This window comes from Halorubrum sp. DM2 (assembly GCF_901686465.1).
In the GTDB taxonomy this organism is placed as follows: Archaea; Halobacteriota; Halobacteria; order Halobacteriales; family Haloferacaceae; genus Halorubrum.
Genome location: NZ_LR594487.1, coordinates 1,914,141 through 1,936,516, shown reverse-complemented (window position 1 = coordinate 1,936,516; position 22,376 = coordinate 1,914,141). Strand labels below are relative to the sequence as shown.

Sequence of the window (22,376 nt, the reverse complement as noted above, 5' to 3'; positions counted from 1 at the left end):
ACTCGAAAGAGAAGAAACCGGACTGCGGGAGTGACCGCGTTAGTTCAGGTCGAACCGGTCGAGCTTCATGACCTCGCTCCAGGTCTCGGCGAAGTCCTCGACGAACTGCTCCTCGTCGCTCGCGTACACGTCCGCGATGGTGCGGAGCCGCGCGTTCGAGCCGAAGATCAGGTCAGCGCGCGTCGCCTCCCACGCGACCTCGCCGGTCTCGCGGTGGCGGATCTCGAAGACGTCCTCGTCTTCGGTGACCGCGTCCCACTCGTACTGCATGTCGAGCAGGTTCGCGAAGAAGTCGTTCGTGAGCGTGCCGGGCTGGTCCGTGAAGACCCCGCGGTCGGAGTCGCCGTAGGTCGCACCCAGCGCGCGCAGGCCGCCGGCCAGCACGGTCATCTCGCTGGCGGTCAGGTTCAGCAGGTCCGCCTTGTCGACCATGAGGTCCTCGACGTCCTCGTCGGTGTCGCCGAGGTAGTTGCGGAAGCCGTCGGCGTCGGGCTTTAGCGCCTCGAACGAGTCGACGTCGGTCTGCTCCTCGGTGGCGTCGACGCGGCCGGGTTCGAAGGGAACCTCGACGTCGTGGCCCGCGTCGGCCGCGGCCTGCTCGACGGCGGCGGTCCCGCCCAGCACGATGAGATCGGCGAGCGAGACGCGGACGTCGTCGGACCGCGACTCGTTGAAGTCGGCTTGGATCGATTCGAGCGTCGAGAGGACGTCGGCCAGCTGCTCCGGCTCGTTGGCCTCCCAGCTCCGCTGCGGTTCGAGGCGGATCCGCGCGCCGTTCGCGCCGCCGCGCTTGTCGCTGTCGCGGTAGGTGGACGCCGCCGCCCACGCGGTCTTGACCAGCTCGCCGACCGACAGCTCTGAGTCGAGCAGCTGGCCCTTGAGGTCGGAGATCTCCGCGTCGCCGACGGTCTCGTAGTCGGCGTCCGGCAGGGGGTCCTGCCAGATCATCGTCTCCTCCGGGACCTCGGGGCCGAGGAACCGCTCCGGCGGGCCCATGTCGCGGTGGAGGAGCTTGTACCACGCCTTCGCGAACGTGTCCTGGAACTCGTCGGGGTCGTCGCGGAACTCCTCTAAGACCGCCCGGAAGTCGTCGTCGTGCTTCAGGGCGACGTCCGTCGTGAGCATCATGATGTCCTCCTTGTCGGAGGGGTCCGCGACGCCGGGCGCGGCGTCGTCCAGCTCGTCGTTCTTCGTGGTCCACTGCCACGCGCCGCCGGGACCCTTCTCCGGCTCCCAATCGTAGGAGAGCAGGTTGTTGACGTAGCTCATGTCCCAGACGGTGGGCGTGGCGTTCCACGGCCCCTCGATGCCGCTGGTGATCGCGTCGGGACCCTTCCCCTCGCCGAACTCATTGTCCCAGCCGAGACCCTGGAGGTCGATGGGGGCGTCCTCGGGTTCGGGACCGAGGTTGTCACCGGAGTCCGCGCCGTGGACCTTCCCGAACGTGTGGCCGCCGGCGATGAGCGCGACCGTCTCTTTGTCGTTCATCGCCATCCGGCTGAAGGACTGTCGGATGTTCTTCGCGGAGCCGTCGAGGTCCGGCTCGCCGTTCGGCCCCTCGGGGTTGACGTAGATAAGGCCCATTACGGTGTTGCCGAGCGGCGGCTTCAGGTCGCCGTTCTCGTCGAAGCGCTCCTCGGAGGTGGTCTCCCACTCGCTTTCAGGACCCCAGTCGATGGAGTCGTCGCCTTTGAAATCGTCCGCGCGGCCGCCCGCGAAGCCGAACGTCTCGAAGCCCATCGACTCCAGCGCGACGTTGCCAGTGAGGACGATGAGGTCGGCCCACGAGAGCTTCTCGCCGTACTTCGTCTTGATCGGCTCCAGCAGCCGCCGGGCCTTGTCGAGGTTGACGTTGTCGGGCCAGCTGCTGATCGGCGGGAGCCGCTGATGTCCGCCGGCCGCGCCGCCGCGACCGTCGAGCGAGCGATACGTCCCGGCCGCGTGCCACGTCATGCGGATGAAAAGCGGGCCGTAGTGGCCGTAGTCGGCCGGCCACCAGTCTTTCGAGTCCGTCAGGACCTCCTCGATGTCCGCCTTGACCTCGTCGAGGTCGAGGTCCTCGAACGCCGCCGCGTAGTCGAACTCCTCGTCGTAGGGGCCGACATCGTAGCCGTTCTGATCGAGTAGCTCCAAGTCCAACTGGTCCGGCCACCAGTTTTGTGTATTACTAGCCATCAAGAAATGGTCGGTCCTCGCCGCTGATAATATTGTCTAATTCGGCGAGGGAAACATCGTTATAATAGAGGAATTGTATCGAAATAATGAAGTTCTATTTGTGAATCTGCGAAGTAATCATCAGAAGGCGCGACCTCTTCCTTCAAGTGGATACACATTTCGGGGACGCCAGTCGAGAAGCAGACAGTTCTGATCTCCGACAGTTCGGGCGAAGAGTCGTTCGAGCGGAGGAGGTCCCGTATCACGAGCGAGAGTCGCGACCGCGACGCCGCGAGCGACGGTCTAAACTCGCTCCTCAACGGTTCAGCGTGTGGATCGCCTGCCCGCGCGCGTTCTCGGCCGCCTCCATCACGGCCTCCGCGAGCGTCGGGTGGGTGTGGACGGTCGCGGCCACGTCTTCGAGGGTCGCGCCCATCTCGACCGCGAGCGCGACCTCGGCGATCAGCTCGGAGGCCTCGGGACCGACGATCTGCGCGCCCAGCACGAAGCCGGTCTCGTCGTCGGCGACGATCCGAACGAACCCCTCGGTGTGACCGGTCGTCATCGCCCGGCCGGAGGCGTTAAAGGGCATCTCGCCGACGACGGGCTCGAAGCCGTCGTCTTCGGCCTCGGCCTCGGTCATCCCCACCGTGCCGATCTCGGGGTCGGTGAAGACGGCCGCCGGGACCGCCTGCCGGTCGAGCGCCGCCGGCTCGCCGGCGATCACCTCGGCAGCGACGATCCCCTCGTTGGAGGCCGCGTGCGCGAGCATCGGATCACCGGCGACGTCGCCGACGGCGTGAACGCCCTCGACCGCGGTGCGGGTGCGGTCGTCCGTCTCGATGAAGCCGCGGTCGTCCGTCTCGATCCCGGCGTTCCCGACGTCGAGCCCGTCGGTGACGGGTCGGCGACCGACCGCGACGAGGATCTTGTCGACCGAGTACGACGACTCCTCGCCATCCTCGGTCTCCGTGTGAAGGAGGTACCCGCCGTCGGGTGCCTCCGACCACTCGCTCGCACCCTCGCCGAAGTGGAACTCGACGCCCAGCTCCTCGGCGCGTTTGCGGACGATCCGCTTCACGTCGTCCTCGTAGGGATCGAGGATGTCGTCGAGCATCTCGATCACCGTCACGTCGGCACCGAGCTTGGCGTACGTCGTCGCCAGCTCCATACCGATGTAGCCGCCGCCGACGATCCCGAGCCGGTCCGGGACGACCTCGGCGTCGAGCGCCTCCTCCGAGCTCCAGACGTGGGGCTCGGAAAAGTCGAAGCCGGGGATCTGGATCGGTCGCGAGCCGGTGGCGATTATTGCGTGCTCGAACGAGAGCGTCTCGGAACCCTGTCCGTCGCCGCCGTGCGCGACCCGGACGGTGTCCTCGTCGACGAACGACGCCTCCCCCTCGATCAGGTTCACGCCGTTCGCCTTGCACAGCTTCTCGACGCCGCTCGTCAGGCGGTCGACGACGCCGTCTTTCCACTCGATCATCTTCCCCATGTCGACGGCGGGGTCCGCGTGGACGCCCATGAACTCCGCGTTGCCCGCCTCGTGGGCGAGCCCGCTGCCCGTGATGAGCGCCTTCGAGGGGATACAGCCGCGGTTGAGACACGCGCCCCCGTAGGCGTCCTTCTCGACCAAGGTCGTGTCGAGTCCCTCCTGTGCGGCGCGGATGGCGGCGACGTAGCCGCCCGGTCCCGCGCCGATGACCAGTACCTCCGTTCCCGTGGTGACATCTCCGACGACCATTATTCGTTGAGTAGCAGCAGCGGGTTTTCTAAGTGTTCCATGACGGTGTTCGCGAACTCGGCCGCGATCGCGCCGTCGACGACCCGGTGGTCGATCGAAAGCGACAGCGGGAGCGTCGGCGCGGGGACGACCTCGCCCTCGCGCACAACGGGGCGCTCCTCGATGGCTCCCAGCCCTAAGATTGCGGTCTCGGGGTAGTTGATGATCGGGGTGGCGTACTCGCCCCCGATGGCACCGAAGTTGGTGATCGTGAACGTGCCGCCCTTCATCTCCGCGGGTTTGAGCTTCCGCTCGCGGGCGCGGGCGGCCAGGTCGTTGACCTCCTCGGCAAGCTCGAAGAGCCCCTTCTCGTCGACGTTCTCGACGACCGGGACCATCAGTCCGGCGTCGGTCGCGACCGCGATGCCGAGGTTGTAGTCGCCTTTCAAGACGATCTCCTCGTCGTCCTCGCGGAGCTCGCTGTTGAGGTACGGGTGCCGTTTCAGGCCGGCGACGATGGCCTTCATCACGAACGGCATGTAGGTGAGCTTCACGTCCTCCGCGGCCGCCGTCGGCTTCAGCTCCTCGCGCGCGTCGACGAGGGAGTCGACCTCGGCGGTGTCGTGGTGGGTGACGTGCGGCGCGGTGAACTTCGACCGCTCCATCTGCTTGCCGATGGTCCGCCTGACGCCCCGGTAGGGGACGGTCTCGTCGCCGGCGGCGGTCTCGCTCGGCGCGTCGGTCGAGGCGACGCCGGCGTCCCCGAGGTCGGCCGGTTCGGGGTCGCTCGGCTCGGATTCGGTTCCGGCGGGTTCGGCCGAGTCCGATTCGGCCGCCGACGTCGACGCCGCCTCCAGCGCGTCCGCGTACGCGTTCACGGCCTCCGCCGTGACGAACGCCTCGCCGTCGCGGGTCTCGTCGGTCGGGACGTCGTCGATGTCGACGCCGCGGTCGCGCGCGACCTTCCGCGTCGCGGGCGTCGCGAGCGTCGTCTCTCGGCTCGCCGGCTCCGGACCGCCGGCGGCTGCCGCCGAGGACGCCGCGGATCCGCCGGCGTCGCGCTTGCTCACCGCGGACTTCCGTCCGTCCGAGCCGGCGTCGGTCGGCGTCGGCCGCGGTCCCGAGCCGGCGTCGTCCGCGTCGGCGGCGTCGCCCGCCGCGTGTGCCCGCACGTCGGCCTCGCTCACGCGACCGCCGGGACCGCTCCCGTCGACGGCCGCGACGTCGACGCCGAGTTCGCGGGCGAGCCGCCGCGCCGACGGCGGCGCGAACGTCCGGCCCGAGGGCGTGTCGGGTTCGGGGTCGGCTCGGTCGTCGTCCGGCTCGGCGTCGGACTCGTCTCCGGCGCTCGGTTCCGGTTCCGCCTCCTCGCCCGCGGAGGAGTCCGATTCACCGCCGCCCGCCTCCGCGTCGCCCGCCGCCGCGTCGACGGCTTCGCCGCCCTCCTCGTCGACGCGGAACGAGATGATCACGTCGCCGACCGGGACCATCTCGCCCTCCTCGACGAACAGCTCCTCGACGACGCCGTCGTAGCTCGACGGGACCTCGACGAGCGCCTTGTCGGTCTCGACCTCGGCGACGGGCTGGTCCTCCTCGACGCGGTCGCCGGGCGCGACCAGCCACGAGACCAGTTCGCCCTCCGCGACGCCCTCGCCGACGTCGGGTAGCTTGAACTCCTTGATCGTCATCTGTCGACCTCCTCGACGGTCATGGATGTATCTCCGGCGGTCATGTTAAAATTCGACCGCCTCCAGGATTCCCTCCTCGATGCGCGCCGCGGACGGGAGGTAGTAGTCCTCTAACGCGTACAGCGGGTACGGCACGTCGAACCCGGCGACGCGGCCGATCGGTGCCTCCTGATGTAACAGCGCCTCCTCCTGAAGGATCGCCGTTATCTCGCCGCCGAGGCCGCCGGTCTTGGGGGCCTCATGGACGACGACCGCGCGGCCGGTCTTCTCGAACGCCTCGACGATCGCCTCGCGGTCGAGCGGCGAGATCGTCCGGAGGTCGACGACCTCGCACTCGATCCCCTCCTCGCCGAGCGTCTCGGCGGCCTCCAGCGTGGGGCGGGTCATCGCGCCGTAGGTGAACACGGCGACGTCGTCGCCCTCGCGGCGCGTCTTCGCCTCGCCGATCGGCACCGTGTACGGCTCGTCCGGCACCTCCTCGCGGAACGCCCGGTAGATCAGCTTCGGTTCGAGGAAGATCACCGGGTCGGGGTCGCGGATCGACGCCGCGAGCAGCCCCTTCGCCTCGTAGGGCGTCGAGGGGACGACGACCTTCAGCCCGGCCTCGTGGGCGTAGAACGCCTCCTTCGACTCGGAGTGGTGTTCCGGCGCGCGGATGCCGCCGCCGTAGGGGGCGCGCAAGGTCATCGGGAGCGTGAACCGCCCCCGGCTTCGGGTGCGGAACCGCGCCATGTGCGAGACGATCTGGTCGAATCCGGGGTACATGAACCCCGAGAACTGGATCTCGGGGACCGGTCGCATCCCCATCGCGGCCATGCCGACCGCGGTGCCGACGATTCCCGACTCGGCGAGCGGCGTGTCGATCACGCGGTCGCCGCCGAACTCGTCGAACAGCCCCTCCGTCGCGCGGAAGACGCCGCCGTTCTTCCCGACGTCTTGGCCCATCACGACGACGTCGTCGTCCTCGCGCAGTTCGGTGTGTAGTCCGTCCCGTACCGCCTGTACCAGGGTGAGATTCTGTGTATCGGTCATTCAGTCCTCCAGGAACGCCGCGTCGCCGCGGTCGTCGCGGAGCGCGGCGAGCGACTCGTACTGCCGCTCCAATTCGGGCGGAAGCTCCGCGTAGGCGTGTTCGAACAGCTCTCGCAGGTCGGGCCGCGCCATCGACTCCGCCTCGTCGATGGCGTCCGCGACCTGCGCCTCGACCAACGACTCGATCTCCGCGACGCGCTCGTCGTCGAGGACCCCCTCGTCGCGGAGGTACGACTCCAGCCGGTCGATCGGGTCCTTCCGCTTCCAGCGCTCGACCTCGTCGTCGTCGCGGTACACCGTCGGGTCGTCGGCGGTCGTGTGCGCGCCGAAGCGGTACTGGACCGCCTCGATGAGCGTCGGTCGCGGTCGGTCGGTGTCGGGGTCGCGCGCCTTCTCCAAGGCGGCCGCCGTGACGCTGTACACCGCGAGCGGGTCCATCCCGTCGACCTGAACGCCGTCGATGCCGTACGCCTCCGCCTTCTGTGCCAGCGTCGCGCTCCGGGTCTGTCGCTCGCGGGGGACGGAGATCGCCCACTGGTTGTTGTTACAGAAGAAGACGGTGGGCGTGTCGAACACGCCCGCGAAGTTGACCCCCTCGTGGAAGTCGCCCTCGCTCGTCGCACCGTCGCCGAAGTAGCAGACGAACGCGTCGTTCTCGCCGCGGAGCTTCGAGGCCCACGCAGCGCCCGTGGCGTGGGGCACCTGCGACGCGATGGGGACGGCGACGGGGAAGACGTTGACGTCCGGCGGCGCGTTGTTGCCGTCCTCGTGGCCCATCCAGTAGAGCAGGGTCTGTTTCAGCGGGAGCCCGTGGACCAGCGCAGCGCCGTGTTCGCGGTACGACGGGACCATCCAGTCGTCGTCGTCGAGCGCGTACGCCGAGCCGATCTGAGCACCCTCCTGCCCGGAGAGCGGGGGGTACGTCCCCATCCGGCCCTGTCGCTGGAGGCTCACCGCGCGGCCGTCGAAGTGACGCGCCAACCGCATGTGCCTGTACATCTCGACGAGCGAGTCGTCGTCGAGGTCGGGAACGTCGCCGACGACCTCCCCGTCCTCGTCGAGGACGCGAACCGTATCGTCGTACGCCCTGTCGAACACGGTCACGGTCGAACCCACCTTCGCATATCCGATACGTCCACCGCCCGGGTAATATCGTTTTCGTAAATAATTTAGTATAATCAGAAATAGCGGCCTCGGGATGAGAAACCGTCCATCAGACGGGGAGAGAACCGGACGTTTCTGAACAAACTACGAGCGATTTGGCAATATTTTCGCCAACATGTGCGTTTCGCGGGTCAGTAACGGACGAACAGGAAGGTTTTCGCGACCGGTCGCCGGCGAAAGGGAAGGCCGCGAGTCGAGGCACCGTGGCTCGACGGTTTGAACGCGGAACGAGAGTACGCACGAGAGAGGCGTACGCACGGGAGGGGTGCGTCACGGCCGACAAGAGGCGGTAGACGACGGGAGGCGGTAGCCGATAGGAGTCGTCGGGCGACAGGGGGCGTTAGCCGAGTCGGAAGGAGGGTTCGTCCGGCTCGCCGTCGAGGTCCTCCAAGTGGATCACCTCGTCGTCGCCCTCCTCCAGCTGCTCGCGGAGGTAGTTGACGTACCGCTTGTGCTCATCGAGCTGCTCGCGGAGGTGTTCGGCCTCCAACTCCAGCCGTTCGTGTTCGCGGACGAAGCTCTTCGGGACCTCGATCTTCGGGGGGAACGACTCGCCGTCGTCGCCCATGCCCTCCAGTTCGGACTCCGGGACAACTCGGACCTGACCGTCGTGGGCAACGAGCGCGTCCACATAGTCCCGGAAGACCGCCGACAGCGAGATGTCCCGCTCCTCCGCGATGTCGCGGAGGGCCTCGAACGCGCCCTCGTTGACGCGGAACGAGATCGTCTTGTTCTTGTTGCCCATTACCGGGAATTTGGTCTCGCGTCTCACTTAAGCGTTTGTCAGACGATCGCACGAACAAAAATCGCGTTCGACGGTCGGTCGCGGCGACTACCGCGGATCTCCGCGGCGGGCCGACCGCCTCAGGGCTCCGACGTACCGACTATCTCAGGGCTCCGGCGTGCCGGCCGGGTCCGTCTCGTCCGGGGCGGCGTCGTCGGGCGCGGTATCGTCGGCGGCGGACTCGTCGCCCGCGAGCTCGTCGCCGCTCTCGTCGAGGTCTTCGAGCGCCGACAGCGCGGCGGCCTTGTACGTCTCGGGATCGAGGTCGTACTCCTCGCGGGCCATCCGCGCGTACTCGTTGCCCTCGTCGTCGAACGCGGCGACGCGCTCGACGGTGCGGCGGGCGGTCTCCGCGACCCAGCGGTCGCGAGTGGCGGCGTCGACCTCGGTGATCGACTCGGGGCGGACGGAGACCCGGACCGTGCCGTCGTCGGTCTCGTAGGTCCGGGGCTTCCCCACGACTGCGACGTAGGCCGGGGGCTCCAGGTCCCGGAGTTTGGAAGCGGCTTCCGGCTGGTACTGGCCGGCGTACACGAAGAACGTGCCCGTCGGGTCGACGATGCGGCCGCGCCAGTACTCGCTGTCGTCGCCGACGTCCTCCTTCTCGGTGAGCGTGCCCACGAAGAACACGCGGTTCGAGGACTCGCCGGTCGGTAACAGCGCGTAGACGGGGGCGCGCTCGTCGTCGGACTCGGTGAACGTGTAGCCGGCGTCGTTGAACTCGCTCGCGAACACGCGCCGGGCGACCTCTCGGGTGGGTGCGGATTGGCTCATTTAAATCGACCTCGCTTCGATCAGCGCACTTTCAACGTCGACAGCGCCCGGGTCCTCCATGTCGTCGACCAGGACGTACCGGCCGAAGGTGGGACCGGTGACGCGGTAGTAGCGCCCGAGCACGTCCTCGCCCATCTCCTCTGCGACGACCGTGGTGTCGAGCGCGTCCATCGCCATGTCCTTCGCTTCTTCGAGGGTCATGCCGGTGAGATCCTCGGTGGCCTCGCGGTCGAAGATGACCTCGGTGACCGTCTCGCCGTCGTCGAGGACGCCCTTGATCCGCAGGTCGAACTCGCCCTCGACCTGCCCGTGTTCGGAGCAGCGGCCGTTCTGGAGGACGCGCGTACAGTCCTCCTCGGGGCAGCGCTTGATCAGCCCGGAACCGGACTGGATGTCGACGAGCGCGCCCTCGACCGTGTCGGCGTTGTCGCCGACCTCGATCTCCTCGTCGATCTCGGTGATGCCGGTCGTCCGGTTGAGCTTCACCGAGTAGCTGCCCTCGTACTCGTCGGTGACGACGTTCGTCAGCTCGTACGCCTGTCCCTCCGTCAGCTCGGGGAGGTCGGAGGTCTCGAAGGCGACGAACTTGATCGTGCCCGACTCGTCGCCGAGGAGGCCGACCTGCGAGATGGAGTCGCTGCGCGGCTCCCACAGGTCGACCAGCTCGACGCGTAAGTCGACCCACTGTTCGTCCTCGTCGATGTCGTTGACGAGGACCTCCTCGCTGCCGCCGCGGCCGAGTTCGTCGCGCTCCATCCCGGCGTCTTCGAGGTAGCTGTTGGTGACGCTCCGGCGCGCCTCGTCGAGGGGGACGCGGTACTCGTCGACGAGCGTCGCCAGCCGTTCCTCGACGTCGTCGGGATTGACGTCCGTGTGGTCCGAGAACTGTTCCGCTATCGCTTCCGCTTCCTGTCGCAGTTCGCTCATGGGGTGTCTCCGCCTCCGGTCTTGTTTCGGTGGGAGGCGTACGAGGGTTGGTTCCAGATGGTATTAAAACGTACGTGACCGCGGTGAAAGTGAACAGGAAACGGCTTCTGAGGGCTTCTGAGCGGGTTTCTCTCGATTCGTGGAGATCGGCCGACGGAATGACTCCGACCGCGTCAGACGCTCGTCAGCCACGCGCGGGCTTCGTTTCGAGTGGAACGATCACATGGATCGAGGATTTAACGAGCGCCGCCGAAACAGAGCGGTGGCGCGCGCCTGCGAGCGGCGCGAAGCGCCGCGAGCCAGCACGCGCGAGGGAGTCGGTCGCCGGAGCAACGCGGAGGCGACCGACGAGGCTGGGGAGGCGTGAGGCTGTGCGGTGCTGTGCGGGGAGGGACTCGAAGGGGCAGTCGGGAGGCGGGCAGAGGCGACGTAAGCACCGCAGCGAGGGAGCGAAGCGACCGAGCGAGGAGCACAGCGAGCGTCTGCCCGCCTCCCGGCTGGGGCTTCGGCGGTCTCCGTGTCGGTCACTGACTGGTGAGCAACCGCGTATCGCCGAGCGACTGGGGCTTCGGCGGTCTCATTCATAGCATCGACTTCGCAAGACCGACCGGTCGAACCGTCAACGTCTCAGTCCGCGTCGGGGAACGGGACCTCGATCAGGTCGCCGTCGTCGGGGAGCAGGCACTCGCCGTCGAACGCCTCGCGGGCCTCCTCGCGGATCGGTCGCGGGTCCCCGGCGTACCGCGAGGAGATGTGGACCAGAGCGAGCCGCTTCGCGCCGGCACGATCCGCAACTGACCCCGCCTCGCGGCCGGTCGAGTGCGCCGTGTCGCGGGCGCGGTCGGCCATGTCGTCGGCGAAGGTGGCGTCGTGAATCAGCAGGTCGGCGTCTTCGGCGGCTTCGACCGTGGACTCCCGCGGGCGCGTGTCCGCGGTGTACACCAGTTTACGCCCCGGACGCGGCGGCCCGACCACCTGCTCCGGGTCGACGACCGTGCCGTCCTCGGCTTCGACCGACTCGCCCTCGTGGAGGCGGCCGAACTTCGGGCCGACGGGAACGCCGAGTTCCTCCGCCTTCGGGCGGTCGAACCGACCGGGGCGGTCGGCCTCCGCCAAGACGTACCCCTGCGACTTCGTCCGGTGTTCCGTCTCGAAGGCGCGCACGGCGTACTCGTCGGTCTCGTAGGCGACCTCACCGGGGGCGACGGGGTCGATCCGGACGGGGAACGCCGGGTCGTGGCCGACCGCGCGGACGAGGTCGCGAAGGTGGTCGGCGGTCCCCGGCGGACAGTGGATCGTCAGCGGGTCGGTGCGGTCGTTGAACCCGAGTGTCTGGACGAGTCCGGGGATCCCGAGGACGTGGTCGCCGTGGAGGTGCGAGACGAAGATTCGGTCGACGGCGAAGCCGGTCCCGCTGCGCATCATCTCGCGCTGGGTGCCCTCGCCGCAGTCGAAGAGGAAGCGGTCGCCCTCGCGGTTGACGAAGACGGCGCTCGCCGCGCGCTCGACGGTCGGGACGGCACCGCCCGTCCCGAGGAAGGTGACGCGAAGAGACATGGCGATCCGTCCGGGCGGCGGTTGTAAACCGGTGTCGATGCGGACGCGGACGAAATGCGTGGCGTCCGGGCCGTCCGCGGGCGACACTCACATGAGGCCGGCGGCCCGAACGCGGCCATGCGAGAGCCGATCGCCGCCTTGGTCCGACAGGAGGGGTGGCGCGCCGAGGGCGCGGCCGCCCGCGTCCACTACGAGGGGGCCCGCGAGCAGTTCGCGGTGGAGTTCTACGCCGAGACGGACCGCGTCCTCTACTGGTCCGTCCCGACCGAGGAGACGGAGTCCGGCACGGCCGCGCCGGTCCCGCGCGAGCGCGTCCCCGATCCGTTGCGGCGTCGCGTCCGAGAGGACCTGGAGGCCGCCGGGGTCGACCCCGCGACCGAGCGGCACAATCTCTGACGCCGCGGGCAGCGGCGGCCGAGGAGCGGATCGCCCGAGCAACCCCCGTTACCGGCGTTTTCTGCCGAGGTATTTCGGTTCGAAGGAAACCTATTTGCCCGCCTGCCCGATACGAACGCGTGATGAGTGGCGTCGACTGGGAAGAAGACGATCCCTTCGAGGAGCAGCGGGACAAGATCGAGAATCCGATGAAGCGGCTGTTCGTTGAGTACGGCCGCGACTACGTCCCGCAGGTGACGGTGGGAATCTTCGCGAGCGTCTTCGCGCGGCTGCTCGATCTCCTCCCGCCGCTCATGCTCGGGATCGCCGTCGACGCCATCTTCTACACCGACTCGCAGTTGGAAGCCGGCGAAGTCCCCGCGTTCAGCGAGCAGATCCCGCTCGTCCTCCTGCCCGACGCGTGGCTGCCGACGGCCCAGACGGGACAGTTCTGGTTCACCATCGCCGTCATCGGCGGGGCGTTCGGGATCGGGGCCGGGTTCCACTGGATCCGCAACTGGGGGTTCAACGCCTTCGCCCAGAACATCCAGCACGACGTGCGGACGGACACCTACGACAAGATGCAGCGGCTCAACATGGAGTTCTTCTCGGACAAGCAGACCGGGGAGATGATGTCCATCCTCTCGAACGACGTGAACCGGCTCGAACGGTTCTTAAACGACGGGATGAACTCCCTGTTCCGGCTGTCGGTGATGGTCGTCGGCATCGGCGTCCTCCTCTTCTGGATCAACTGGCAGCTCGCTCTGGTCGCGCTGCTTCCCGTCCCGATCATCGGCGGGTTCACGTACCTGTTCATCCGGATCATCCAGCCGAAGTACGCCGAGGTGCGCTCGTCGGTCGGGAAGATGAACTCCCGGCTGGAGAACAACCTCGGCGGCATCCAGGTGATCAAGTCGTCGAACACGGAGCCGTACGAGTCCGACCGCGTCGACGACGTGTCGATGGACTACTTCGACGCCAACTGGGACGCGATCACGACGCGGATCAAGTTCTTCCCGGCGCTCCGCGTGCTCGCCGGTATCGGCTTCGTACTCACGTTCGTCGTCGGCGGCCTGTGGGTGTTCCAAGACACGCCGCCGGGACCGTTCACCGGCGACCTCTCGGTCGGGATGTTCGTCGTCTTCATCCTCTACACCCAGCGGTTCATCTGGCCGATGGCGCAGTTCGGCCAGATCATCAACATGTACCAGCGCGCCCGCGCCTCCTCCGCGCGGATATTCGGCCTGATGGACGAGCCGTCGCGGCTCGCCGAGGAGCCGGACGCCGAGGATCTGGTCGTCGGCGACGGCGACGTGGTCTACGACGACGTCTCCTTCGGCTACGACGAGGAGACGATAATCGAGGACGTCGACTTCTCCGTCGAGGGCGGCGAGACGCTCGCCTTAGTCGGGCCGACCGGTGCTGGGAAGTCGACCGTCCTCAAGCTCCTGCTCCGCATGTACGACGTCGACGAGGGAGCGATCGAGATCGACGGACAGAACGTCCGCGACGTGACGCTCAAGTCGCTCCGCCGGTCGATCGGCTACGTCGGGCAGTCCTCGTACCTGTTCTACGGCACCGTCCGCGAGAACATCACCTACGGCACCTTCGACGCGACCGACGAGGAGGTCAAGGAGGCGGCGGAGGCCGCCGAGGCCCACGACTTCATCGAGAACCTCCCCGACGGCTACGACACGATGGTCGGCGAGCGCGGCGTGAAGCTCTCCGGCGGCCAGCGCCAGCGCGTCACCATCGCCCGGGCCGTGTTAAAGGATCCCGACATCCTCATCCTCGACGAGGCGACCTCGGACGTCGACACAGAGACGGAGATGCTGATCCAGCGCTCGCTCGACCGACTCACCGCCGACCGCACGACGTTCGCGATCGCCCACCGGCTCTCGACGATCAAGGACGCGGACACCATCCTCGTGTTGGAGGGCGGAAAGATCGCGGAGCGAGGCACCCACGAGGAACTGCTCGAAAACGACGGGCTGTACGCGCACCTCTGGGGCGTTCAGGCGGGCGAGATCGACGAGCTCCCGCAGGAGTTCATCGACCGCGCACAGGAGCGCACCGCGCGGATCGTCGAGGACGCCGAGAGCGACGACGACTGATCGGGAGCGCCGCCGAGTCGGCCATCGGGGGCCTAACCGCGCCGTTACCGTGGGAGGGAGGTCCAGTCGTCCGACGGCCTCTCCGGGGACGCGTCGGCGTAGCCGAGCGCGTCGAGGACCGCCCCGCGGACGTCCGACGGGTCGCGGAACTGCGTCTCCTCGCAGTCTTCGAGCAGCCCGCCGAACCGCTCGGTCGCCGTCGGCGTCTCCAGTTCGGCGGCCCCGTACTGCTCTATCAGCTCCGCGGCCGTCACCGGATACCGATGCTCGCGGAGCGCCCGCTTCAACGGGCCGAACGACACGTCGGGACCCGGACCGCGTTCCCCAGTTTCGTGTTCCACGTTGTCGCTCCCCATGCGAGCGCGATCCGCGGGGACCGGCATAATTCCCCGGGAGGATTGGGACCGTCGTACCCCCCCGAAGGCGGCCGGCGGGCCGTGACCGTCGGGTATACGACGGCGGGTGCCGACGTGTCGGTATGCGCCTCAGCGAGGTCACTTGGACCGACGCCCGCGACGCCGATGTCGACGTCGCGTTCCTCCCGGTCGGCAGCACGGAACAGCACGGACCGCACGCCCCGCTCGGCACGGACACGATGAACGCCGTCGCCGTCGCCGACGCCGGGGCCGACGCGTACGAGACCGGCGAACCGATCGAGGAGGCCGACGAGTCGGGAGAGGGGGCGGCCGCGAACCGCGGCGAGGTCGCGGTCGCCCCGCCGATCCCGGTCGGGGTCGCCGAGGAACACCGCGCGTTCGACGGGACGATGTGGGTCTCCCCGGAGACGTTCCGCGCGTACGTCCGGGAGTCCGCCGAGTCGCTGGTCGCACACGGGGTCGACCGCGTCGTGTTCGTCAACGGGCACGGCGGGAACGTGGAGGCGCTCGCGGAGGTCGCCCGCCGGTTCTCGCGCGACCCCGACCACGGCGGCTACGGCGTCGCGTTCACGTGGTTCGAGGCGGTCGGCGACCACGCGAGCGACATGGGCCACGCGGGACCGCTGGAGACGGCGCTGCTGCGCGCGACGAACCCGGAACTGGTCCGCGAGGAGCGCGTCGACGAGGCGGGCGCGGGCGCGGCCGACCGGTGGGGCGAGTGGGTCTCGGGCGTGAACCTCGCGCACGACTCCGACGAGTTCACCGACAACGGCGTCGTCGGCGACCCGCGGGACGGCGACGCCGAGCGCGGCGAGATCCTGCTCGACCGCGCGAGCACGGGGCTCGCGGAGCTGGCGGCGGCGGTCGTCGACCGGAGCGCGGAGCGAGAGGGTCCGGAGTAGCAGGGGCCGGAGCGGCGGCCGCTCCGAACGGTCGCTACTCCTCGTCGTCGGCCGCGTCTTGGAGTGCCCCGCGGATCGCGGGGATGGTACCGGTGAGGGAGGCCACCTCGTCGGCGGCGCTCTCGATGTCGCCGACGAGCGATTCGAGCTCCTCGATCTCGGCTTCCAGATCGTCGGCGTCCTCGAAGGCGTCGGCGCGCTCGCCGAGGACGTACGCCTTCTTCGCCGAGCGCACGCTGTCGATCGCGTCGCCGGCGTCGAGCGCGGACTTCAGTCCGTTGAGCGCGCCGAGCACGTTGTCCGCGTCCGTCTCCCACACCGCGTCCGGGTCGGGGAGCTGCTCGCGCGCCGCGGCCAGATGTTCCTCGACCTCGGCGCGGGTCTCCTCGGCCGCCTCGCCGAACAGGTCGTCGTCGTCGAACGTGGACTGGGCCATGTGCGAAGTGTCGTGCCCGCACCTTTTAAAAACGCGCCCGGAAGCGGAAGTGAAACCGACGGGGAGGACAGGGTTCGTCGCCGGATCGGGTCAATTCCACGTTCAGTTTCGGTCCGCCGACTGCCCCGACGGGACAGTCGGACCGGGCGGCAGCTCAGATCCGGACGAGCAGTTCCACCCCGATCAGCGTCAGGAGGAGACCGAGGAAACCGGCGAGGAGGGCGAGCGTCCGGAGGCGCTCGAACACCGCGTCGGCGTCCGGCGTCGCCGCGAGGAGGGCCGGACGGTCGCGGGAGCCGGACTCGCTCTCGGAGTCGAGAGCTGCGTCGGTCTCGGGGGTCGAGTCCGGCACGGTCGATCGTTCGGCCGGGAGGTCCGTTAAACCGACTATGAGGGGACAATACCGGTATTGAGCGCTCCGGAGGTCAGGCCCGGTTCCACGGGGCCTCCTCGAAGTCGACGACGCGTTCGCCGCGGTCGAGCGCGTCGATCCGGGCGATCTGGTCGGCCGTCAGCTCGATCTCGCGGGCGGCCCAGTTGTCCGCAACGTGCCCGAAGTCGGCCGCCTTCGGGATCGGCGCGACGCGCTCCTTCGAGAGCAGCCACGCGAGGCTCACCTGCGCGGGCGTCGCGTCGTGGCTCGCGGCGATCTCCCGGAGCGCGTCGACATCGGCGACGCGGTTGCGCGCGATCGGCGAGTAGGCGACGAGCCAGTGGCCGTCGTCGACGGCGTACTCGCGGAGCGTCTCCTGCTGGAGGAGGGGGTGACACTCGACCTGATGGGCGAACACGTCGTGGTCGAGGCGGTCGATCGCCTCGTCGAGCTGGTCCGGCTCGAAGTTCGAGAGGCCGATCCGGTCGATCACGCCGTCGTCGACGAGGTCGTCGAGCGCGGGCAGCGTCTCCGCGGGGTCGTAGCTGTTGATCGGCCAGTGGACGTACAGCAGGTCGATCGAGTCGACGCCGAGGCGGTCGCGGCTGGCCTGCGCGGTCTCGACCGCGTCGTCGTACGAGAGGTTGTCCGTCGAGAGCTTCGTGGCGACGAACAGGTCCTCGCGGTCGACATCACTTCGGTCGATCCCGTCGCCGACTGAGGCCTCGTTGTCGTACCCCTGCGCGGTGTCGACGTGGCGGTAGCCGGTGTCGATCGCGTGAGCGACCCCGGCGGCGCACTCCTCGCCGGCCGCCAGCTTGTACGTCCCGTAGCCGAGTCGGTCGAATGCGTCGGTCATGTCCGACCGTTCCCCCGGCGACCGGAAAAGTCCGACCGTCTCGGCGGCCGAACTTGATTATCACGAGTGAGTACTGGCGGGGAGCGATTATACCGATCGCGAGGTTTCGAACGGGTACAACATGGACAAGGGACCGATCGAAAGGATCCGGTCCAGCTACGGCACACGGCTCGCGCTGTCGCTGGTCGCGGTCACGGGGGTTTCGGTGGCGTACGGGGCGATCGTGTATCTCAGGGCGACGGAGCTCGGCCCGGCCGGAGCGGAGGTCCGCTCTGGTCTCGTCGGCATGTCGCTTCTGACGGTGATCGGGCTGGCGCTCATCGGCGTTACCGTCGGTTCGAACACTGTCATCGCGCTCCGGCAGCTCACCGGGAAGGCCGAGCGGATGGCCGACGGCGACCTCACGGTCGAGTTGGAGTCCGGTCGGTCCGACGAGATTGGCCGTCTGTTCGGCGCGTTCGACGAGATGCGCGGCTCGCTGCGCGCGGAGATCGACGACGCGGAACGGGCGCGCGAGGAGGCGGAGCAGGCCCGGCGAGAGGCCGACGCGCGCGCCGAGACGGTCGAGCGGAAGGCGTCCGAGTACGAGACCGCTATGCGCGCACTCGCCGACGGCGACCTGACGCGACGGGTCGAGCCGGCGAGCGACAACGAGGCGATGGCACGGGTCGGGACCGCGTTCAACGAGATGGCCGAAGAGCTTGAGGGCACCGTCGCCTCGGTTGCGACCGTCGCGGAGGACACCGCGGACGTCGCCGGGCGGGTCGACGACCGCACCGACAGCCTGCGGGCGACGACCGGGACCGTCTCCGAGGCGGTCACGGAGATCGCGGAGGGCGCGCGCACCCAGCGCGACGACCTCCGGGCGGCGACCGACGAGGCCGAGAGCCTCGCCTCCTCCGCGGAGGAAGTGGCCTCGACGGTCACCGACGTCGCGGAGACCGCCGAACACGCGGCCGCGGTCGGCGAAGAGGGTCGCGAGGCGGCCGAGGAGGCGCTCGCCGAGATGGACGCCGTCGAGGAGACGACCGCGGAGACGACCGCCGAGGTCGAGGCGCTCGCGGCGGAGGTCGAGGAGATCGGCCAGGTGGTCGACACCATCTCGGAGATCGCGGAACAGACGAACCTGCTGGCCCTGAACGCGTCGATCGAGGCGGCCCGGTCGGGTGCGGACGGAGCCGGCTTCGCGGTCGTCGCCGAGGAGGTGAAGTCGCTCGCGGAGGAGACACAGGAGTCCGCGGGCGAGATCGAGGCCCGGATCCACGCGGTTCAGGAGCGCGCCGAGACGGGCGCGGCGGCGATGGCTCGCACCGAAGAGCGGATCTCCGCCGGGGTCGACACCGTCGAGACGTCGATCGACGCGCTCGAACGGCTCGCGGAGGCCTCCGAGCGGACCGACACGAGCATGGCCGAGATCACCGACGCGACCGAGACGCAGGCGAACTCCGTCGACGCGGTCGTCGGGCACGTGGAGGACGTCTCCGCGATCAGCGCGCAGACGGCGAGTGCGGCGGGCGACGTGACCGGCGCGGTCGACGAACAGGAGGAGACGCTCGGGGCCGTCGAGACCGCCGCCGGGTCGCTCTCGGAGCGGGCGCGGGCACTCAGGAGCGCAGTCGACGGGTTCTCGTTCGACACCGCCGAGAGCGGACTCTCGGGACCGGGCGACGGCGACGCCGCGACGGGGGGCGAGACCGTCGTCTCCGACGGCGGAGAGTTCGAGTTCGGCGGCGGCGCGCCGAGCGGCGACGACGACGGAGGTGATTCGAGATGATCGTCGACACCACCGTCTGGGCGTGGATCGGTGCCGCGGCGATGGCCGCGGGCACCGTGCCGCCGCTGTGGCGCTGGGTCGCCGGGTCCGACGACGGGAGCGACTCCCACGCGCGCCACTACGCCACGCTCGCCGGGGTCACCGGCGTCGCGGCGCTGGCGTACGTAGCGATGGCGCTCGGGTTCGGCATCGTGTCGACCCCCGGCGGCGACCTCGAGGCCGCGCGGTACCTCGACTGGCTCGTGACGACGCCGCTTCTCATCCTCTATCTCGGGCTCCTCGCGCGACCGTCGCGCCGGGTGCTCGGCGGGCTGATCGCGGTCGACGTGGTGATAATCGCGGGCGGGGTGGCCGCCTCCGTGACGACCGGGACGGCCTCGTGGGTCGCGTTCGGCGTCGCCGGGGCCGCCTACGTCGCCTTGGTGTACGGGCTGCTCGTCACGCTCCCGCGATCGGCGTCGACCGAGTGCGGCCGGGTCCGCGCCGTCTTCGGGACGCTCCGGAACATCACCGTGGTCCTGTGGACGCTGTACCCCGTGGTGTGGCTGCTCGCGCCGACCGGGTTCGGGATCCTGACGCCCGCGACGGAGATGCTCGTGTTCGTCTACCTCGATGTCGTCTCCAAGGTCGGGTTCGTCGCGGTCGCCGTCGCGGGCGCGGACGCCCTCGACCGACTCGGTCTCGACGAGGCGGACGCCGCGGCGGCGTTCGAGTCGTCGGGCGCGGCCGTCACGGACCCGAGCGACGACTGAACCGAACCCGCGGTCGAGGGTTCGGGTTCCCCAACTTTTTTGAGATTAGTAATAGTTAATAATTTTATATCTTTAACTACTTAATATACAGGCATTAATATTCGTATAATTCGGTGGCACTACATTTTTACTCTCCATTATTGAAGTGATAGTATGTTAATGAGAAATGGAAGAGAAGACGGACTCCTCAGTAGGGGGATGATATTGTCTCTCGTCTCTGTTGGGTATGTGTTCATTCTTATGGGCTTACTTTACAGTATTACCGCTCAATCGTGGAACGTATTCTCTGCGCTCGTATTTATTGGGGCTCTTCTCGCAATTCCGTTTATGCTCCTGACGTGAATCAGTTAGTTCACAGCCTCTATCGACCGACCGTTTCAAGCAGAGACATATCCAAAAAGGAGGATTCCAACAGATCCCCTATTCCGCGTCGGCGACGAGGTCCTCGTAGCGCGCGCCGGTCTGTTTCAGCGTCTCCGTCGAGTAGAGCCGCTCGTGGTCGAATGGGAGGTGATCGGCCGCCAGTTCGTCGATCTTCGCGTCGACCGCGTCCGCCTCGCGGCCGTGGATCATCGTGAACAGGTTGTACTCCCAGTCCTGGTCGGAGCGGCGCGGGCGGTGGTAACAGAGCGTGACGTACGGGAGGCTCCCGACCGCCTCACCGCGTTCGTCGAGCTCGTCGTCGGGCACGTCCCAGACCACCATACAGTTGTTCGTGAAGCCGGTGACGACGTGGTTGACGATACAGCCGATCCGCTTGATACAGCCGTCCGCGAGCAGTCGCTCGACCGCCGCGAGCACGTCGTCGACGGCGGCGTCGACCTCCCTCGCCACGTCGGCGTAGGGGGTCGCGGACAGCGGGAAGCCGTCCTGGATCGCTAAGAGGAGGTCGGCCTCCAGCGCGCTCAGGTCGCCGCGGGCGTTCTCGGAGATGCGGGTGGCGGAGACCGCCGTTTCCTCTAGCGACTCCCGAGCGAACCGGTCGCCGTTGACGACCGGAAACTCGAGATCGATGTAGTAGTCCGTGAGCATCGGGAGCGCCAGCACCGCACAGCCCGTGCGCTCCTCGATCTCGGCGAGGATCGCGTCGCGCCGCTCCCGCGAGCCGGCGGTGACGACGAACCACTGGTTCCACTCGTGGTCCCGGCGGTAGTTGTGGTTCACCTGCCGGTAGCCGTTGATCGTCTCCGCGACCTCGTCGAAGCGCTCTTCGGGCGCGCGCACCGCCGCGAGCGTCGAGGAACCGATGACCGGGGGGTTGAGGACCGCACCGAACCGCCGGAACACGCCGCGCTCGCGGAGGTCGCGGACGCGGTCGAGGACCGCGTCGGCGTCGAGGTCGACGCCCGTCTCGGCCGCGATCTCGCGGGCGACCCGCTCGAACGGGCGCGACTCGACGGGGAAGCCGCTCTGGTACTCGTCGATGAGGGCCGCGTCGACCGCGTCGACATCGGTCCGCCAGTCCGCGTCCAGACTCATTACCCACGCTTGGAGCCGGGCGTACGTACTGTTTTCGGAGCGCGTCGGAGAACAGCAGACCGCGGGGTTCGGAGCGCGTCGAGGCGATAGGGCCGATCGGCAGCGGGGCGGGGAGGTCGGCGGGGCTGTGGGAGCCGAGCGGCGAGCGATCGGTCGCCGTCGAGTTCGAGGAGTCAGTCGTCGCCGAGAGTCTCGCTCGGCGTCGGCGCGAACGCCCGGGCGCTCTCCTCAAGCTGGGCCGTCGAGCAGCCGCCGACGGTCGCCGCCTGTTCGAGGGTCAGTGTGCGGGAACGGTACAGCGTGAGCGCCGTGGACACGGATTTGGACGTCATCGGGTACGATCGCCTACTAGATGGACGTACATATAACTCTGACGCTGTTTGAGGCTAGTTATGGAATACGAGAGACACAAAATAACCTAGAAATACAATTCTAACCGCTAGAAAGATACGTGCGTGCGTTTCTACTTTGAGAACAGTTACCACGGACGCCGCGAGAACAGTCCCGCAGTCCGGATCCGCCGCTCGCGCGCGCCGCAGGCGGTAAGCGTCAGCCCTCTTGCTCGTAGCGCGCGACGGTGACTCGGTCCTCGCCGCCGTCGAGACGGTGGTTCACCGTGAGATCCCGGAGCGGGAAGCCGAACGCGACCTCGCCCTCGTACTCGACGGCCGCAGGGCCTTTACAGCCGTTTCTGGTCTCCGTGACCGCGACTTCCACGATGGCGATACCCTCCTCCGGCGACGACGTGAACGTGTTCACGTCGAGGGCGACACACTCGACCGGTGCGGCGAACCGTCCGTCGATCCGCGCGGTCTCATCGTCCACCTCGACGCTCGCGTCGTGTTCGGGATCGTCGACCGGCTCGGTCGAGCGCGCCGACACGGTCGCCGTCGGTGACTCGTCGCGGAACGCGCCGCCGAGACACCCCGAGAGGCCGCCCGCCGTAAGCGCGGAGCCGACGAGGACGGCTCGTCTCGTCGGTCGACGCCGTCGCTCGGCAGAGCGCGTTCGACTCTCGGCGTTCGAAGCTCGATCGCTCACGGTCCGTCCCGCGGCGGGGTCGGGTAAATATCTTCCGTGGCCCCGTCTCGGCCTCCCTTCCCAGCGCTCGGGAGCCGAGCGGGGGACTTTT

21 protein-coding genes are annotated in these 22,376 nt (G+C 68.3%); 5 read left to right on the top strand and 16 right to left on the bottom strand.

The genetic code is table 11. The annotated features are described in order from the left end of the window. Positions 1-39: 39 nt before the first annotated feature. The 9 genes from katG to rnz all read right to left on the bottom strand — a co-directional run bounded on the left by katG (position 40) and on the right by rnz (position 11,803). Complete coding sequence (gene katG / locus QOL69_RS09830; protein ID WP_048077170.1) at positions 40-2,175, bottom strand: catalase/peroxidase HPI; 2,136 nt, start codon at positions 2,173-2,175, stop codon at positions 40-42. A 295-nt stretch (positions 2,176-2,470) separates the two neighbouring features. After that, positions 2,471-3,898, bottom strand: coding sequence for a dihydrolipoyl dehydrogenase (gene lpdA / locus QOL69_RS09825; RefSeq protein WP_283403011.1), 1,428 nt, complete (start codon positions 3,896-3,898; stop codon positions 2,471-2,473). After that, a complete protein-coding gene (locus QOL69_RS09820; RefSeq protein WP_283403010.1) occupies positions 3,898-5,565 on the bottom strand; it encodes a dihydrolipoamide acetyltransferase family protein in 1,668 nt (555 codons plus the stop codon). The genes lpdA and QOL69_RS09820 overlap by 1 nt, the downstream gene beginning before the upstream one ends. 45 nt (positions 5,566-5,610) lie before the next feature. Further along, positions 5,611-6,597: an alpha-ketoacid dehydrogenase subunit beta gene (locus QOL69_RS09815; protein ID WP_048077169.1), complete on the bottom strand. Its 987-nt coding sequence runs from the start codon at positions 6,595-6,597 to the stop codon at positions 5,611-5,613. Further along, entirely contained in the window at positions 6,598-7,701 is a 1,104-nt protein-coding gene (gene pdhA, locus QOL69_RS09810) for a pyruvate dehydrogenase (acetyl-transferring) E1 component subunit alpha (protein WP_283403009.1), read from the bottom strand. It abuts the gene before it with no gap. Positions 7,702-8,101: 400 nt separating this feature from the next. Then, the gene (locus QOL69_RS09805) at positions 8,102-8,506 is read right to left on the bottom strand and encodes a DUF8146 domain-containing protein (protein ID WP_048077168.1); all 405 of its coding nucleotides are present in this window, start codon (positions 8,504-8,506) and stop codon (positions 8,102-8,104) included. A gap of 144 nt (positions 8,507-8,650) precedes the next feature. Next, positions 8,651-9,319 (bottom strand): RPA family protein, encoded by a 669-nt coding sequence (locus QOL69_RS09800; protein WP_283403008.1) that lies wholly within the window; start codon positions 9,317-9,319, stop codon positions 8,651-8,653. After that, on the bottom strand, positions 9,320-10,246 hold the full coding sequence (locus tag QOL69_RS09795; protein WP_283403007.1) for a replication factor A: 927 nt from the start codon (positions 10,244-10,246) through the stop codon (positions 9,320-9,322). A 627-nt stretch (positions 10,247-10,873) separates the two neighbouring features. Continuing rightward, positions 10,874-11,803: a ribonuclease Z gene (rnz, locus tag QOL69_RS09790; protein WP_283403006.1), complete on the bottom strand. Its 930-nt coding sequence runs from the start codon at positions 11,801-11,803 to the stop codon at positions 10,874-10,876. A gap of 117 nt (positions 11,804-11,920) precedes the next feature. Between rnz and QOL69_RS09785 the strand changes: the two genes are divergently transcribed. Together QOL69_RS09785 and QOL69_RS09780 are read left to right on the top strand one after the other, a co-directional pair. Next, positions 11,921-12,199, top strand: coding sequence for a DUF7538 family protein (locus tag QOL69_RS09785; RefSeq protein ID WP_283403005.1), 279 nt, complete (start codon positions 11,921-11,923; stop codon positions 12,197-12,199). 122 nt (positions 12,200-12,321) lie between these two features. Beyond that, on the top strand, positions 12,322-14,292 hold the full coding sequence (locus QOL69_RS09780) for an ABC transporter ATP-binding protein (protein WP_283403004.1): 1,971 nt from the start codon (positions 12,322-12,324) through the stop codon (positions 14,290-14,292). 44 nt (positions 14,293-14,336) lie between these two features. Here QOL69_RS09780 and QOL69_RS09775 read toward each other — a convergent pair whose 3' ends face one another. After that, positions 14,337-14,648, bottom strand: coding sequence for a DUF5789 family protein (locus tag QOL69_RS09775; RefSeq protein ID WP_283403003.1), 312 nt, complete (start codon positions 14,646-14,648; stop codon positions 14,337-14,339). A 122-nt stretch (positions 14,649-14,770) separates the two neighbouring features. Here QOL69_RS09775 and QOL69_RS09770 point away from each other — a divergent pair, with 122 nt between their 5' ends. Further along, positions 14,771-15,571, top strand: a complete 801-nt coding sequence (locus QOL69_RS09770; RefSeq protein ID WP_283403002.1) for a creatininase family protein — start codon at positions 14,771-14,773, stop codon at positions 15,569-15,571. A 34-nt stretch (positions 15,572-15,605) separates the two neighbouring features. On the opposite strand, the gene QOL69_RS09765 is transcribed toward QOL69_RS09770, so the two are convergent. The 3 genes from QOL69_RS09765 to QOL69_RS09755 form a co-directional block, all read right to left on the bottom strand. Continuing rightward, the gene (locus QOL69_RS09765) at positions 15,606-16,007 is read right to left on the bottom strand and encodes a DUF5790 family protein (protein WP_283403001.1); all 402 of its coding nucleotides are present in this window, start codon (positions 16,005-16,007) and stop codon (positions 15,606-15,608) included. A gap of 154 nt (positions 16,008-16,161) precedes the next feature. Then, complete coding sequence (locus QOL69_RS09760) at positions 16,162-16,359, bottom strand: hypothetical protein (protein WP_283403000.1); 198 nt, start codon at positions 16,357-16,359, stop codon at positions 16,162-16,164. A gap of 73 nt (positions 16,360-16,432) precedes the next feature. Then, positions 16,433-17,239 carry an aldo/keto reductase gene (locus QOL69_RS09755; protein ID WP_283402999.1) on the bottom strand — a complete coding sequence of 269 codons (807 nt, stop codon included), beginning with the start codon at positions 17,237-17,239 and terminating at the stop codon, positions 16,433-16,435. Positions 17,240-17,360: 121 nt separating this feature from the next. On the opposite strand from QOL69_RS09755, the gene QOL69_RS09750 reads away from it, so the two are divergent. Next, complete coding sequence (locus tag QOL69_RS09750; protein WP_283402998.1) at positions 17,361-19,013, top strand: methyl-accepting chemotaxis protein; 1,653 nt, start codon at positions 17,361-17,363, stop codon at positions 19,011-19,013. Beyond that, the gene (locus QOL69_RS09745) at positions 19,010-19,765 is read left to right on the top strand and encodes a bacteriorhodopsin (protein ID WP_283402997.1); all 756 of its coding nucleotides are present in this window, start codon (positions 19,010-19,012) and stop codon (positions 19,763-19,765) included. The genes QOL69_RS09750 and QOL69_RS09745 overlap by 4 nt, the downstream gene beginning before the upstream one ends. Before the next feature lie 420 nt (positions 19,766-20,185). On the opposite strand, the gene QOL69_RS09740 is transcribed toward QOL69_RS09745, so the two are convergent. The 3 genes from QOL69_RS09740 to QOL69_RS09730 form a co-directional block, all read right to left on the bottom strand. Continuing rightward, positions 20,186-21,244 carry a siroheme decarboxylase subunit beta gene (locus QOL69_RS09740; RefSeq protein ID WP_283402996.1) on the bottom strand — a complete coding sequence of 353 codons (1,059 nt, stop codon included), beginning with the start codon at positions 21,242-21,244 and terminating at the stop codon, positions 20,186-20,188. A 173-nt stretch (positions 21,245-21,417) separates the two neighbouring features. Beyond that, positions 21,418-21,576 (bottom strand): DUF7317 family protein, encoded by a 159-nt coding sequence (locus tag QOL69_RS09735; protein ID WP_195155747.1) that lies wholly within the window; start codon positions 21,574-21,576, stop codon positions 21,418-21,420. A 217-nt stretch (positions 21,577-21,793) separates the two neighbouring features. Then, positions 21,794-22,285, bottom strand: a complete 492-nt coding sequence (locus QOL69_RS09730; protein WP_283402995.1) for a hypothetical protein — start codon at positions 22,283-22,285, stop codon at positions 21,794-21,796. Between the last annotated feature and the right edge of the window lie 91 nt (positions 22,286-22,376).